Consider the following 14,211-nt stretch of genomic DNA (forward strand, 5'->3'; position numbering starts at 1 on the left):
CGTGTCCCCACGCCGTGCGTCACACCGAGCCCCCGGCCTGGCCCGTGCGGTTGTCGGTACGGGCCTGCGTCGCGATGAGCTGCGTGTCGGTGGTCTCCTGCAGCGGCGCGATCGTCAGCTGCACCTTGGGCGAGCGCTTCGTGCGCTCCTGGACGCGGTGCGCGACGTAGCTGAGCGCCAGGCACATGGCGATGTAGATCGTGCCGGCGATGATCGCCGACGGGATCAGCGGCGAGCCGAAGTTCGCGTTCGAGCCCAGCAGCTTCGCCGTGTACAGCAGCTCGGGGTAGGTGATGATGAAGCCGAGCGCGGTGTCCTTCAGCGTCACGACGAGCTGGGCGATGATGACCGGCATCATGGCGCGGATCGCCTGCGGCAGCAGGATGAGCCGCATGACACCCGCCTTGCGGAGCCCGACGGCGTAGCCCGCCTCCTGCTGGCCGCGCGGCAGTGACTCGACACCCGCGCGGATGACCTCCGAGAGCACCGAGCCGTTGTACAGGACGAGTGCGAGGACGACCGCCCAGTAGCTGGACATCCGGATGTCGATGACGGGCAGGCCGTAGTACAGCAGCAGCATGAACACGAGGACGGGGACGGCGCGCAGGAGTTCCACGATCGCCATCACCGGCCGACGCACCCACGCGTGATCGGACAGGCGGCCGATGCCGAGGATGAACCCCAGCACGATGGCACCGACGCCTGCCGCCGCGAACGCGGTCATGGTGGCGAGTGTCGCCTGGCCGATCATCTGCCAGACGCGGGTGTAGCCGAAGAGCTCCCACTTCTGCGCGGAGAACTGACCCGTCGCGAAGAGGCGCCAGATCACGAAGCCGATGATCGCGAGGACGACGACGATCGTGACCGCGCCGATGATCCGGTTCCGCGCCTGCGCGCGGGGACCGGGGACGTCGTAGAGGACGGAGCCGCTCATCGCGCCACCCGCCACTTGTTCTCGAGCGTCCGCTGCAGCCACGCCAGCAGCAGGACGAGAGCCACGAACACGGCCATCACGAGCAGGATCGTCACCATCTGGTTCTCACCGTTCTCGCTCATGTTGGCGCGGATGTTGCCGAGGTTGACGACGGAGAAGCCGGACGCGACGGTCGTGTTCTTCAGCAGGGCGATGAGCACGCTCATCATGGGCGGGATGACCGAGCGCGCCGCCTGCGGCAGCACGACGTATCCCATCACCTGGCCGAACCCCATGCCGAGGGCGCGCGCGGCCTCGGCCTGCCCGATCGGGACGGTGTTGATGCCGGAGCGGATCGTCTCGGCGACGTACGTCGCCGTGTAGATGCCGAGGCCCAGGATCGCCAGCAGCAGGAAGCTGCCGCGGGGCACGGGGAACAGCAGGGGCACCGCGAAGGCGAAGAAGAACAGCACGAGCGTCAGCGGGGTGTTGCGGATGGTGTTGACGTAGAGCGTCCCGACGGCCCGCGCGATCGGCACCGGCGAGACGCGCATGGCGCCGACGAGGAAGCCCAGGACGAGGGCGATCGCACCGCCCGCGAAGAAGAGGACGAGGGTGCCGATCAGGGCCTCGACCCACAGGTCGGGGTAATCGAAGATCTGGTTCACCGTTCTCCTCTCGTCATGCCGGGGATGGTGCGGGGCGGTGACGCCGCGTCAGCGGTGCACCGCCCCGCAGGCGGTCACTCGACCGGGTCGACCGTCGGCTGGTCGCCCTCGACCCCGGCCGCGCCGAGGTTCTTGTCGAAGATGGCCTGCCAGATGTCGCCGCCGTCGGTGAACAGCGTGTTGACGTACTCGACGAAGGCCGTGTCGCCCTTCACGATGCCGACGCCGTACCGCTCCTCACTGAAGACCTCGCCGGTCACCTTGAGCGCGTCCGGCTCCAGGGCGGCGTAGCCGATGAGGATCGCCTCGTCCGTCGTGACGGCATCCACCTGCCCGTTCTTGAGCGCCTCGACGCACTCGGAGTACTTGTCGAACTCCTCCGTGTTCGAGGGGGTCTCGTCCTTGATCCGCTGGATCGAGGTCGAGCCGGTCGCCGAGCACACCGTCATGTCCGCCGTCAGCGAGTCCTTGCCCGTGATGGTGTCGTTGTCCGCCGTCACGAGGAGACCCTGACCGGTCACGAAGTACGGTCCGGCGAAGGAGATGAGCTCCTTGCGCGAGTCAGTGATCGAGTACGTCCCCACGTAGTAGTCGATGTCGCCGCGGGTGATCGCGTCCTCGCGAGCCTTCGAGTCGATCACCGAGAACTCGATGTCCTCCTCGTCATAGCCGAGGGATGCCGCGATCCAGCGGGCGATGTCGACGTCGAAGCCGCTCCGCTCGCCGGTCGTGGGGTCGAGGTATCCGAGGTTCGGCTGGTCCTCCTTGACGCCGATGCGGACCTTGCCGCGCTCCGTGATCGCGTCGACCGTGGGGCTGCCCTCGATCTCGACGGGCTCGGAGGCGACCTCGAACCACGTGCCGTCGCCCTCTGCTTCACCCGGATCTGCCGGGTCGGCGCCGGGGGTTCCGCTGTTGCAGCCCGCGAGCGCGAGTGCGGCGATCGCGATACCGGCGAACGCGCCGGCGATGCGTGTCTTGCGCATGTGATCCTCCTGGTTTCGATCTCTTCTTCGGTCGTCGCGCCGGTGCATGGGCGCGGACGTTCTCAGTGCGTGATGAGCTTGGAGAGGAAGTCCTTGGCCCGGTCGCTCTTCGGGTGGGTGAAGAACTCGTCGGGCGTCGCCTCTTCGACGATCTGCCCGTCGGCCATGAACACGACGCGGTCGGCGGCCTTCCGCGCGAAGCCCATCTCGTGGGTCACGACGATCATCGTCATGCCCTCCTGCGCGAGGGTGACCATGACGTCGAGGACCTCGTTGATCATCTCGGGGTCCAGGGCGCTCGTCGGCTCGTCGAAGAGCATGAGCTTGGGCTGCATCGCGAGGGCGCGGGCGATCGCGACGCGCTGCTGCTGCCCGCCGGAGAGCTGGGCGGGGAGCTTCGCGGCCTGCTGGCCGACGCCCACCCGGTCGAGGAGCTTCCTCGCGAGGGCCTCGGCCTCGGGCTTCTTCATCCCCTTGACCTTGATGGGACCCAGCGTCACGTTCTCGAGGATCGTGAGGTGGGCGAAGAGGTTGAACGACTGGAACACCATCCCGACGTCGGCGCGGAGCTCGGCGAGGCCCTTGCCCTCCTTGGGCAGCTCCTTGCCGTCGATCGTGATCGTGCCGCTCGTGATGGTCTCGAGGCGGTTGATCGTGCGGCACAGCGTCGACTTGCCGGAACCGGACGGCCCGATGACGACGACCACCTCACCCCGGTTGACCGTGAGGTCGATGTCCTTCAGCGCCTGGAAGTCGCCGTAGTGCTTCTGGACGTCGGAGATCACGACGAGGGGCTGACCGCGGCGGACGTCGATGTTGGATGTCCGGGGCGCAGCCTCGTTCTCTGGAGTCGCCATGACGCCACCCTACGGATCGGCCACCGGCACCGCAGGATCTTGACGGGACCTTTACCGATCTGTAACAGGCCCGGAATGCGGCCCGTCAGGCGCCGGCGCGTTGCGCGAAGGCGCTCTCGTACAGGCAGACGCTCGCGGCGGTGGCGAGGTTGAGCGACTCCGCGGCGCCGTAGATGGGCAGCCGCAGCGACAGATCGACCAGCGCGAGTGCGTCCTCCTCGAGGCCGCGGGCCTCGTTGCCGAACAGCCACGCGGTCGGCTCGGCGAGCGTGCCGCGGTGGGCGAGGAAGTCCTCTCCCCCGACATCCGCGGCGATCACGCGGAGGCCGGCCGCCCGGGCGCGCTGCACGGTCTCGGCGAGCTCCGCACCCACGGCCACGGGCACGTGGAAGAGCGAGCCGGTCGTCGCGCGCACGACCTTCGGGTTGTAGGGATCGACCGTCCGGCCGGTGAGGACGACGGCGTCCGCCCCTGCCGCGTCGGCGGCGCGGATGATGGTGCCGAGGTTGCCGGGATCGCGTACCTCCTCGCAGATCACGACGAGCCGCGGCGAGCCGGCGAAGACGTCGCGCGCGGCGGTCGGCGACTGGCGCGCGACGGCGACGATCCCCTGCGGCGTCACGGTGTCGGCCATCGCATCGAGCACGGCCTCGCTGGCGAAGATGATCTCCAGCCCGGCGGCCTCCGCGGCATCCCGCACGTCCTGGTGCCGTTCCAGCGCCGACGGCGTCGCGTACAGCTCGATCAGCGTCTCGGGGCGGAAGGTCAGCGCCTCGCGGGCCGCCTGCGGACCCTCCAGAAGGAAGAGGCCGGTCTCCTGCCGGGCGCTGCGCTTGGTCAGCTTCGCCACAGCGCGCACACGCGGGGAGCGGGGGTTCTCGAGCACGGTCTCAGTGTAGGGCCGCGGCCACCGGCATCCGGGCACGCGAAAGGGGCGCCCTCCCGGAGGAGGACGCCCCTGTCGAAGCCGTGATCAGGCCTTGGGCGCGTTGACGTCGGCCGGCAGCGCCTTCTTCGCGGTCTCGACGAGCGAGGTGAAGACGGCGGGCTCGTTGACGGCCAGCTCGGCGAGCATGCGACGGTCGACCTGCACACCGGCGAGACCCAGACCCTGGATGAAGCGGTTGTACGTCAGGCCGTTCTGGCGGCTCGCGGCGTTGATGCGCTGGATCCACAGACGGCGGAAGTCGCCCTTGCGCTTGCGACGGTCACGGTACGCGTAGACGAGCGAGTGGGTGACCTGCTCCTTCGCCTTGCGGTACAGGCGCGAACGCTGACCCCGGTAACCGGAGGCGCGCTCAAGGATGACGCGACGTTTCTTGTGGGCGTTTACTGCCCGCTTGACTCTAGCCATTTCGTTTTACTTCCTAACGTGCGTCGGCGCTCAGTGGCCGAGGAGCTTCTTGGCGACCTTGGCATCACCCTTGGCGAGGACCTGGTCCTGCGTGAGGCGACGGGTGCGCTTGGTGGGCTTGCCTTCGAGGTTGTGGCGGAGGTTCGCCTGCTGCTTCATGATCTTGCCGCTGCCGGTGATCTTGAAGCGCTTCTTGGCACCCGAATGGGTCTTCTGCTTCGGCATGTCTCTTCCTTCGTTGTATTTCCCGCTGGGCGGGAGTCTGTGGGCGCCTATTCGGCGGGGGCGGATGCCGTCTCGCCGGCCTCGGGCGCGTCGGCCTCGGACGAGCCGCCGCGCGCCTGGCGGGCGGCTTCCTTGTTCGCCGCGCGGGCGGCGTTCTGCTCCGTCTTGACCTCGGACTTGTTCTTGTGCGGCGCGATGACCATGACCATGTTGCGTCCGTCGATCATCGGGTTCGACTCGACGGTGCCGAACTCGGCCACGTCCTCCGCGAACTTCTTGAGCAGGCGCACGCCCTGCTCGGGGCGCTGCTGCTCACGACCGCGGAACAGGATCATGGCCTTGACCTTGTCACCCGTCTTGAGGAAGCCCTCAGCGCGCTTGCGCTTGGTTTCGTAGTCGTGGTTGTCGATCTTCAGGCGGAAGCGGACCTCCTTGAGGACCGTGTTCGCCTGGTTGCGACGTGCTTCCTTGGCCTTCTGCGCCGCCTCGTACTTGAACTTGCCGTAGTCCATGATCTTGACGACCGGGGGCTTCGAGTTCGGGGCGACTTCGACCAGGTCCAGCTCGGCCTCCTGCGCCAGACGCAGGGCGACCTCGATACGAACGACGCCGACCTGCTCTCCGGCGGGACCGACGAGGCGAACCTCGGGGACGCGGATGCGGTCGTTGGTGCGGGGATCGCTGATGCGGAACTCCTCTTCATGCGGGCGACGGCCACCGGGACGCAGGGCTGCATCTCGGGCGGAAGAGCATCACGTCCACCCCGCACGATGCGCGCGCATCGGCATTCAGTGTTCTGCACCCGTGCCACCCCGGGTGAACGGGGCGGAGTGCGAGACCCGGTAGCCTGGAACGGCAAGCGCGGGTGGGATGTGATCCTCTTTCGATCCGGAGCAGAACACTCCGGTGCCCGCTCAGTCTAGCAGAGAGCAGCACGTGGACACGATTCCGTCTGGACCCGGGGAACAGGATGCCGAGCGCCTCGCGCGCTGGGAGGAGGAGGAGCGCGCCGCGCAGGCCGCGACCCGCGACATCGCGGCGGTTCCGGCCGTCGAGGTGATCACGACGACCGCGGTGCACCTGCTGAGCGCGGCGGCCGTCAAGGTCGGTCTCGCCGACGACCCTGACACGCAGAAGGACCTCGACGAGGCCCGGAAGCTCATCAACGCCCTCGCCGGCCTCATCACCGCCGGCGCCCCGGAGATCAGCGACATGCACGCCCGGTCGCTGCGGGACGGGCTGCGCTCGGTGCAGCTCGCCTTCCGCGAGGCGTCGGTCATCCCCGACCCGATCGGCAAGGGCCCGGGCGAGAAGTGGACCGGCCCGGTCAACTGACCCGGCGCTCTGGGCCGCCGCGCGGCGGCCCCGGCGTACCTCGCCGTGGGTACCCCCTTTCCACGCCGAGAAACCACATCCGGCATCAGAAACCACGCCAGGCGTGATGTCTCGCGCTGAATGTGGTGTCTCAGTCGACGGATGCCGCGGCGTCCGCGCGCGGGCGCGACGCACCGGTCCCCCGGGTTCCGCCCGCCGCCGGCACGCCCCGGGACCCTCTCGCCGATCAAACTGCAGGATGCGGTGTGACTGACGAGGCCCGTGGGGCTCAGCAGCCCCACGCGTCACGGCCGATCCTGCGGATTGCACCGGACGGGGCGCGGCGCGGCGCCGCGGCGCAACGGGGCGGGGTCAGGCGCGGACGAGCTTGACCGTCAGGGAGTCCACGAGCACGGCGATCCGGTCGTCGGCGGCCCAGCGCGCCGCGAGGCGCTGGAGCACGGCATCCAGCTCGCCCTGATCGAGGCCGTCGACCAGGTGCAGGCGCACGACGAGCTCGGGTCCGCGCAGGCGCGCGTCGGGGTCCCCCGGCGCGACCGAGAGGTCGAGCACGCCGAGTTCGCCGCCGATGCTCTCCTGCAGTCCGGCGAAGACCTCGGGCGACATGTGCGGGGGGTCCCAGCGCTGACCCTGGCCGATCGCCCACACGGCGGGCCGGCGCAGCACGAACTCCGTCGGCGAGGCCGGGTCGATGACGACGAGATCGGTGTCGTCCGCGGCGGCCGAGAGGGCCGTGCGCACGCCGTCGACCGGCACGGGGCGCGCCGCGGGATCCCACGCCGCGAGGGTCTGCACCGATGTGAACACCGGCAGCACGCGGCGCCCGTCGGGCGCGGCGACCGTGACGATCGACAGCTCCTGCGTCTTGTCGACGGTCAGCCCGGTCGGTCCGACGCCCTCCTCGCCCTTCTCGGCGACGAGCGGGATCAGCAGGCGCGCCGAGCGGTACGCGTCGACGACGGCACCGGCGTCCCCGTCCCCCGCGCGGAACGCGAGCAGCGCGGCCAGCAGGGCGGGGTCGGCCGAGCCGTCGTCGGCGGCGTGCGGGTTCGGCTCGAAGCTGCGGCCGGCCCACGGCAGTCCCGCCGAGTCGGCGGGACCGCAGGAGTGGTCAGCCTCCGGCGACATCCAGCGCCTCGGCGAGCGTGAACGCGCCCGCGTACAGGGCCTTGCCGACGATCGCGCCCTCGACGCCGAGCGGGACGAGCTCGCGGAGCGCCGCGATGTCGTCGAGACTCGAGATGCCGCCGGAGGCGACGACCGGCTTGGGCGTGCGAGCGACCATCTCGCGGAGGAGCTCGAGGTTCGGGCCGCGGAGCGTGCCGTCCTTCGTGACGTCGGTGACGACGTACCGGCTGCAGCCGGCATCCTCGAGGCGTTCGAGCACCTGCCAGAGGTCGCCGCCGTCGCGCGTCCAGCCGCGCGCGGCCAGGGTCGTGCCGCGCACATCGAGCCCGACGGCGATCGCCTCGCCGTAGCGGTAGATCACGTCGGAGGCCCACTCGGGGTTCTCCAGCGCCGCGGTGCCGAGGTTGATGCGGGCGGCGCCGCTCTCCAGGGCGGCCTCGAGGGTCGCGTCGTCGCGGATGCCGCCGGAGAGCTCGACCTGCACGCCCTTGAGCTGCTTGATGACCTTGCGCAGCACGGCGCTGTTGTTGCCGCGGCCGAAGGCGGCGTCGAGGTCGACGAGGTGGATCCACTGTGCGCCGTCGCGGGCCCACGCGAGTGCGGCCTCCACCGGGTCGCCGTAGCTCGTCTCGGTGCCGGCCTCGCCCTGTGTGAGGCGGACGGCCTTGCCACCTGCGACATCGACGGCGGGCAGCAGGATCAGTTCGGGGGTGGAAGCGAAATCGTTCATGGCTCCAACGGGAGGTAGATTCGCGCGCGCGGATCCGCGCATGCACGAGGTGACAGCCTACTAGGCCTTCGGCAGCGCGCCGATCCAGTTCCCCAGCAGCCGGATGCCGGCCGCCCCGGACTTCTCCGGGTGGAACTGCGTCGCCGACAGCGGGCCGTTCTCCACCGCGGCGAGGAACGGCGTCCCGTAGTCGCACCAGGTGAGCACGGGCTCGGCGAACGGTCGCATGACCTCGAGCGACCAATGCTGGGCCGCGTAGGAGTGCACGAAGTAGAAGCGCTCCTCCTCGATGCCGTCGAAGAGCACCGACCCGGCGCCGGAACGGACGGTGTTCCAGCCCATGTGCGGCAGGACGGGGGCGTCGAGCTCGGTGACCGATCCCGGCCACTCCCCCAGGCCCTCCGTGTCGACGCCGCGTTCGACGCCGTGCTCGAAGAGCACCTGCATCCCGACGCAGATGCCGAGAACCGGCAGCCCGCCGGCCAGCCGGCGATCGATGAGTTCGTGGCCGCGGCTCTCCTGCAGCGCATCCATGACGGCCCGGAACGCGCCCACGCCCGGGACGACGAGCCCGGCGGCGTCCTGCACGAGGCCGCGGTCCCGCGTCAGGCGGGCGTCGGCGCCGGCGGCGGCGAGGGCCTTGACCGCCGAGTGGACGTTGCCGGAGCCGTAGTCGAGGACGGCGACGAGCGGGGCGTCGGTCACAGAGCGCCCTTCGTGCTCGGGATGCCGCGCACGTGCGGGTCGAGGGCCTTGGCCTGACGGAACGCGCGCGCGAACGCCTTGTACTCGGCCTCCGCGATGTGGTGCGGGTCGCGCCCGCCGAGCACCGTGATGTGCATCGTCAACGCCGCGTTGTAGGCGATCGCCTCGAAGGTGTGGCGCACGAGCGACCCGGTGAAGTGACCCCCGATGAGGTGGTGCTCGTAACCCGCGGGCTCGCCGGTGTGCACGAGGTAGGGACGCCCGCTGATGTCCACGACGGCCTGTGCGAGCGCCTCGTCGAGCGGCACGAGCGCATCGCCGTAGCGCGAGATGCCGGCCTTGTCGCCGAGTGCCTCGCGGATGGCCTGGCCCAGCACGATCGCGACGTCCTCCACGGTGTGGTGGGCGTCGATCTCGGTGTCGCCGGAGGCGCGCACCGTCAGGTCGGTCAGCGAGTGCTTCGCGAACGCGGTGAGCAGGTGGTCGAAGAACGGGACCGTCGTGTCGATGTGGCTCTGTCCGGTGCCGTCCAGATCGAGTTCGAGTTCGACGGTGGATTCGCTCGTCGCGCGGCGAAGGGATGCCGTGCGGGGCGCGGGGCTGCTCATGGATCCGAGTCTACCGAGCGCGCCGCAGGGGCGCGGGCCGCATGACGCCCGCCGGGTTCAGAGGGATGCCAGTGCCTCGAGGAAGGCCGTCGATTCGTCCTCGGTGCCGGCGGTGACGCGGAGGCTGTGCGGGATGCCGACGTCGCGGATGAGGGTGCCACGGTCGTACAGCCCCTGCCAGGTGGCGGCCGGGTCGTCGACGCCGTCGAAGAGGACGAAGTTCGTCCAGCTCTCGTAGGGCGTGTAGCCGAGCGCCGACAGCGTGGCGGAGATGCGGTCGCGCTGGCCGACGATGTCGTCGACCATCTGCAGCATCGTGGGCGCGTGCCGCAGCGCCGCGGTCGCGGCCGCCTGCGTGAGGGCGCTCAGGTGGTACGGCAGCCGGACGAGGCGGAGCGCGTCGATGACGGCGGGATCGGCCGCCAGGTAGCCCACGCGCGCCCCGGCGAAGGCGAACGCCTTGCTCATGGTGCGGCTGACGACGAGCCGCTCGCGCCCCGGCAGCAGGGTCAGCGCCGACCGCTCCTCGCGCGGTGCGAACTCCTGGTACGCCTCGTCGACGATCACGATGCCGTCGGTCGCGTCGTAGACCGCCTCGACGACGTCGGTGCGCAGCGGCGTGCCGGTGGGGTTGTTCGGCGCGCAGAGGAAGACGACGTCCGGTCGGGCGTCGGCCACCTGCGCGGCCGCGTCCTGGGCGTCGATCGTGTAGTCCACGCCGCGCGTGCCCGTCACGTACTGCGCACCCGTCCCCCGCGTGAGCAGGGGATACATCGAGTAGGTGGGCGCGAAGCCGAAGGCGGTCCGGCCGGGCCCGGCGAAAGCCTGCAGCAGGTGCTGGAGGACTTCGTTCGAGCCGTTCGCCGCCCAGATCTGCTCCCGGGACAGCCCGTGGCCCAGGTAGTCGGCGAAGCCCTCCCGCAGCTCGGTGAACTCACGGTCGGGATACCGGTTGATCCCCCGCAGCGCCTGCGAGATGCTCACGATGATGTCGTCGGCGACCTCTTCGGGCACGGGGTGCGAGTTCTCGTTGACGTTGAGGGCCACCGGGAGTGGCGCCTGGGGCGCCCCGTAGGGGGTGAGACCCCGGAGATCGTCGCGCAGCGGGAGGTCTTCCAGACGAACAGTCACCCTCCCATGGTAGGGCTCGGCGTCAGTCGCCCGTCGCGTACTCCAGCGGGATCGCGACCTGCTGACCGGCATCCAGGCGGGCGCTGCTCAGGGCGTTCAGGCGCATGATCGCGTCGACGACGTCGCGCGGGTCGGCGGACGGGGCGACCCGCTCCGCGACGGACCAGAGCGTGTCGCCGGGCATCACCGTGACGGTCTGGAAGGTGCCCCCGGGAGCGCTCTGCTCGCCGGAGGCGAGCGCGCCACCGCCCGAGACGATCGCGATGCTGATCGCGACGACGGCGGGCACGGAGGCGAGCGTCGCGAGGACGCGGCGTCCTCGCGTCGTGAGACGGAGTCGGGTCGACGGGGCGGGGATGCTGCGGACGCCGGCGATGTCGATGGTGGTCATGGCTCCTCCTCAGGACTGCTGCCTCGGATGTGGAGAAGTTCGCCTCCCACCCTCGGCCGGGAGGATCGGAGGCGAACTTCTCTTCCGAAGCTATCTTCGAATTGCTAGAGTGTCAAGTGCATCCGATCTCGGATTCTCTTCGAACGTGACACGCGAACGCTTGGCGGTGGAGAGGCCCGATACCGGATACGGTTTCGATGAACACACCCCATCACCGACCTCCGACATTCGAAGCCGAGTGCCGCGGGGCGGGTGACGAGAAGGAGCGCGAGATGAGCGAGAAGCCGCAGACCCGTCGGCGCAAGAGCCTCAGCGACAAGCAGCTGGCGATCCTCGAGGTCATCCAGCGATCCATCGCCCGGCACGGCTATCCGCCCAGCATGCGCGAGATCGGCGACGCCGTCGGGCTCAAGTCGCTCTCCAGCGTCACCCATCAGCTCAACCAGCTGGAGCTGAGCGGCTACCTCCGCCGCGACCCGGGCAAGACCCGGGCCATGGAGGTCCTCATCGACCTGCCCGGCGCGGCGACGGAGAACCCCGCCGACAGCGCTCCGTCGGTCGGCGACGCCGCGCTGGTGCCCCTCGTGGGGCGCATCGCCGCCGGCATCCCGATCACGGCGGAGCAGCAGGTGGAGGAGATCTTCCCGCTTCCGCGCCAGCTCGTCGGCAAGGGCGACCTCTTCATGCTCAAGGTCAGCGGCGAGTCGATGATCGACGCGGCCATCTGCGACGGCGATTGGGTCGTCGTGCGCTCCCAGTCGACGGCGGAGAACGGCGACATCGTCGCGGCCATGCTCGACGAGGAGGCCACGGTGAAGACCTTCCGCCAGCGCGACGGCCACACCTGGCTGCTCCCCCGCAACTCCGCTTTCGAGCCGATCCTCGGCGACGACGCCGTCGTGCTCGGCAAGGTCGTGGCGGTGCTGCGCGCCATCTGAGCCGCTTCGCAGCCGGACGACGCGCAGCCCCTCCCCTCAGACGGTCGCCTCCGCGCGAGCGCGCACGGCCGCCGCCGCGGTGACGAGATTCCGCAGCGACACGACCGTCTCGTCGTAGCCCCGCGTCTTCAGCCCGCAGTCCGGGTTCGCCCACACCTGCCGCAGCGGCAGCCGGTCCGCCGCGCGCTGGAGCAGGTCGGTCATTTCGGCGACCGACGGCACGCGTGGCGAGTGGATGTCGTACGCACCGGGCCCGACACCGTGCGAGAAGCCGGACCGGGCGATGTCGTCGATGACGGCGCCGCGACTGCGCGCCGCCTCGATCGACGTGACGTCCGCGTCGAGTGCGGCGATGGCGTCGATCACGACGGCGAAGTCGGAGTAGCAGAGGTGCGTGTGCACCGATGTCGCCGTCCCCGCGCCCGCCGTCGCCAGCCGGAACGCGCCGACGGACCATTCGAGGTAGCCGGGCTGGTCCGCCGCCTTGAGCGGCAGCAGCTCGCGCAGCGCCGGCTCGTCGACCTGGATGATCTGGATGCCGGCCTCCTCGAGGTCGGCGATCTCCTCCCGGAGGGCCAACGCGACCTGCGCCGCCGTGTCGGCGAGCGGCTGGTCGTCGCGGACGAAGGACCACGCGAGGATCGTCACGGGGCCGGTCAGCATGCCCTTGACCGGCTTGTCGGTCAGGGACTGCGCATAGCGCGACCAGGGCACCGTGATGGGAGCCGGGCGGGACACGTCGCCCCACAGGATCGAGGGGCGGGTCGCGCGGGAGCCGTACGACTGCACCCACCCGTTCTGGGTGACCGTGAAGCCGTCGAGGTTCTCCGCGAAGTACTGCACCATGTCGTTGCGCTCCGGCTCGCCGTGCACGAGAACGTCGAGTCCGAGATCGAGCTGCAGGTCGATGACGCGGGCGATCTCGTCGCGGAGGAACCCGTCGTACTCCTCCGGCGTGATCTCACCGCGCACGAGGCGCGCCCGCGCACGCCGGATCTCGCCGGTCTGCGGGAACGAGCCGATCGTGGTCGTGGGCAGCGCCGGCAGCGGGACGGCCGCCGCCTGGGCGGCGAGGCGGAGCTCGTAGTCCGGGCGCCGGTGGTCGGCGGCGGTCAGCTGCGCGATGCGCGCGCGGACCCCGCCGTCGCGCACCCCGGCTGCGTGACGCCGATCGGCGGCCGCCGCGGCCGCCGCGTCGATGTCGGCGGCGATGGCGGCCCGCCCGTCGCGGAGCCCGCGCGCGAGCGTCGCGACCTGCTGCACCTTCTGGTCGGCGAAGGCGAGCCACGACGCGAGGCGCGGGTCCAGTGCCGTCTCGTCGGCGACGTCGTGCGGCACGTGCTGCAGTGACGTCGAGGTCGCGACGGCCACGGGCGCGCCGAGCGCGCGCAGATCGTCGAGGGCCGCGACGGCTGCGGCCAGGTCGCCGCGCCAGACGTTGCGTCCGTCGATCACTCCGCCGACGAGGGTCTTCCCCGAGAGGCCGTCCGCCGGCGCGGGGACGGCACCGCGGTGCAGGTCGAGCGCGAGGGCTTCGACGGGCGCCGCCGCAAGCGTGGTCCACGCCTCGGCGGAGAGCTGGGCGTACCCTGCGGCGACCAGGATCGCGGGACGCCTCGTCGCCGAGCCGAGCACGTCATACGCGCGGCGGGCGGCGTCCGCCAGCTCGCCGGGCGCGGCGTTGAGGCTCTCGGAGACGAGGGCCGGCTCGTCGAGCTGCACCCATTCCGCGCCCGCGGCCCGCAGCGTCGAGAGCAGCTCGACGTACACGGGCAGCAGGTCCTCGAGGCGATCGAGCGGCCGGAAGCCCTCGGGTGCGGCATCCGTCGCCTTGGCGAGTGCGAGCAGCGTGACCGGACCGACGACGACGGGGCGGACCGTGACGCGGTCGGCGCGTGCTTCGGCGACCTGACGCGCGAACCGGTCGCTGGAGAGCGAGAACGCCGTCTCGGGGCCGATCTCGGGCACGAGGTAGTGGTAGTTCGTGTCGAACCACTTCGTCATCTCCAGCGCGGCCCGCTCTCCGTCGCCACGCGCGGCCGTGAAGTACGCGCCGAGGGGGATCTGTCCGTCCGCGTCGCGCAGGTCGTCGAAGCGGGCCGGCAACGCTCCGACCGTGACCGCCGCATCGAGCACCTGATCGTAGAAGGAGAACGATTCCGGGATCGACGAATCGTCCCGACCGAGACCCAGCTCCACGAGTCGCGCGCGGGTCGCCCGCCGCAGCTCGGCGGCCGTCGTC

17 protein-coding genes are annotated in these 14,211 nt (G+C 70.5%); 2 read left to right on the top strand and 15 right to left on the bottom strand.

What is annotated here, in order from left to right:
• Positions 1–19: 19 nt before the first annotated feature.
• The 8 genes from MSA03_RS12035 to infC form a co-directional block, all read right to left on the bottom strand.
• Positions 20–934, bottom strand: a complete 915-nt coding sequence (locus tag MSA03_RS12035) for an amino acid ABC transporter permease (RefSeq protein ID WP_147051185.1) — start codon at positions 932–934, stop codon at positions 20–22.
• Positions 931–1,581: an amino acid ABC transporter permease gene (locus tag MSA03_RS12040; protein ID WP_028495982.1), complete on the bottom strand. Its 651-nt coding sequence runs from the start codon at positions 1,579–1,581 to the stop codon at positions 931–933. Before MSA03_RS12040 ends, MSA03_RS12035 begins: the two co-directional genes overlap by 4 nt.
• A 74-nt stretch (positions 1,582–1,655) precedes the next feature.
• A complete protein-coding gene (locus MSA03_RS12045) occupies positions 1,656–2,567 on the bottom strand; it encodes a glutamate ABC transporter substrate-binding protein (RefSeq protein ID WP_147051186.1) in 912 nt (303 codons plus the stop codon).
• A 62-nt stretch (positions 2,568–2,629) separates the two neighbouring features.
• Positions 2,630–3,424 (bottom strand): amino acid ABC transporter ATP-binding protein, encoded by a 795-nt coding sequence (locus MSA03_RS12050; RefSeq protein WP_147051187.1) that lies wholly within the window; start codon positions 3,422–3,424, stop codon positions 2,630–2,632.
• An 85-nt stretch (positions 3,425–3,509) separates the two neighbouring features.
• Positions 3,510–4,310 carry a TrmH family RNA methyltransferase gene (locus tag MSA03_RS12055; RefSeq protein ID WP_147051188.1) on the bottom strand — a complete coding sequence of 267 codons (801 nt, stop codon included), beginning with the start codon at positions 4,308–4,310 and terminating at the stop codon, positions 3,510–3,512.
• An 87-nt stretch (positions 4,311–4,397) separates the two neighbouring features.
• Positions 4,398–4,778: a 50S ribosomal protein L20 gene (gene rplT / locus MSA03_RS12060; protein WP_028495986.1), complete on the bottom strand. Its 381-nt coding sequence runs from the start codon at positions 4,776–4,778 to the stop codon at positions 4,398–4,400.
• A gap of 30 nt (positions 4,779–4,808) precedes the next feature.
• A complete protein-coding gene (rpmI, locus tag MSA03_RS12065; RefSeq protein WP_028495987.1) occupies positions 4,809–5,003 on the bottom strand; it encodes a 50S ribosomal protein L35 in 195 nt (64 codons plus the stop codon).
• Between the two features lie 47 nt (positions 5,004–5,050).
• Positions 5,051–5,689 carry a translation initiation factor IF-3 gene (infC, locus tag MSA03_RS12070; protein WP_092896860.1) on the bottom strand — a complete coding sequence of 213 codons (639 nt, stop codon included), beginning with the start codon at positions 5,687–5,689 and terminating at the stop codon, positions 5,051–5,053.
• Positions 5,690–5,939: 250 nt separating this feature from the next.
• Here infC and MSA03_RS12075 point away from each other — a divergent pair, with 250 nt between their 5' ends.
• Positions 5,940–6,338 (top strand): DUF1844 domain-containing protein, encoded by a 399-nt coding sequence (locus MSA03_RS12075; protein WP_147051189.1) that lies wholly within the window; start codon positions 5,940–5,942, stop codon positions 6,336–6,338.
• Positions 6,339–6,689: 351 nt separating this feature from the next.
• Here the strand turns inward: MSA03_RS12075 and MSA03_RS12080 are convergent, their stop codons facing one another.
• The 6 genes from MSA03_RS12080 to MSA03_RS12105 are packed head-to-tail and all read right to left on the bottom strand — an operon-like array spanning position 6,690 to position 11,031.
• Positions 6,690–7,466, bottom strand: coding sequence for an SseB family protein (locus tag MSA03_RS12080; RefSeq protein ID WP_147051190.1), 777 nt, complete (start codon positions 7,464–7,466; stop codon positions 6,690–6,692).
• Entirely contained in the window at positions 7,450–8,196 is a 747-nt protein-coding gene (gene priA, locus MSA03_RS12085) for a bifunctional 1-(5-phosphoribosyl)-5-((5-phosphoribosylamino)methylideneamino)imidazole-4-carboxamide isomerase/phosphoribosylanthranilate isomerase PriA (protein WP_028495991.1), read from the bottom strand. The genes MSA03_RS12080 and priA overlap by 17 nt, the downstream gene beginning before the upstream one ends.
• 60 nt (positions 8,197–8,256) lie before the next feature.
• Complete coding sequence (hisH, locus tag MSA03_RS12090; protein WP_147051191.1) at positions 8,257–8,901, bottom strand: imidazole glycerol phosphate synthase subunit HisH; 645 nt, start codon at positions 8,899–8,901, stop codon at positions 8,257–8,259.
• Positions 8,898–9,509 (bottom strand): imidazoleglycerol-phosphate dehydratase HisB, encoded by a 612-nt coding sequence (gene hisB, locus MSA03_RS12095; RefSeq protein ID WP_147051192.1) that lies wholly within the window; start codon positions 9,507–9,509, stop codon positions 8,898–8,900. The genes hisH and hisB overlap by 4 nt, the downstream gene beginning before the upstream one ends.
• Before the next feature lie 57 nt (positions 9,510–9,566).
• Positions 9,567–10,640, bottom strand: a complete 1,074-nt coding sequence (locus MSA03_RS12100) for a histidinol-phosphate transaminase (RefSeq protein WP_147051193.1) — start codon at positions 10,638–10,640, stop codon at positions 9,567–9,569.
• A 22-nt stretch (positions 10,641–10,662) separates the two neighbouring features.
• Positions 10,663–11,031 (bottom strand): LysM peptidoglycan-binding domain-containing protein, encoded by a 369-nt coding sequence (locus MSA03_RS12105; protein WP_028495995.1) that lies wholly within the window; start codon positions 11,029–11,031, stop codon positions 10,663–10,665.
• A gap of 272 nt (positions 11,032–11,303) precedes the next feature.
• Here MSA03_RS12105 and lexA point away from each other — a divergent pair, with 272 nt between their 5' ends.
• A complete protein-coding gene (gene lexA, locus MSA03_RS12110) occupies positions 11,304–11,969 on the top strand; it encodes a transcriptional repressor LexA (RefSeq protein WP_028495996.1) in 666 nt (221 codons plus the stop codon).
• Between the two features lie 36 nt (positions 11,970–12,005).
• On the opposite strand, the gene metE is transcribed toward lexA, so the two are convergent.
• Positions 12,006–14,211, bottom strand: a 2,206-nt coding sequence (gene metE / locus MSA03_RS12115) for a 5-methyltetrahydropteroyltriglutamate--homocysteine S-methyltransferase (RefSeq protein ID WP_147051194.1), incomplete at its 5' end; no start/stop codon positions are given.

Origin of the sequence: Microbacterium saccharophilum (assembly GCF_007992455.1) — a bacterium.
Classification (GTDB): domain Bacteria; phylum Actinomycetota; class Actinomycetes; order Actinomycetales; family Microbacteriaceae; genus Microbacterium; species Microbacterium saccharophilum.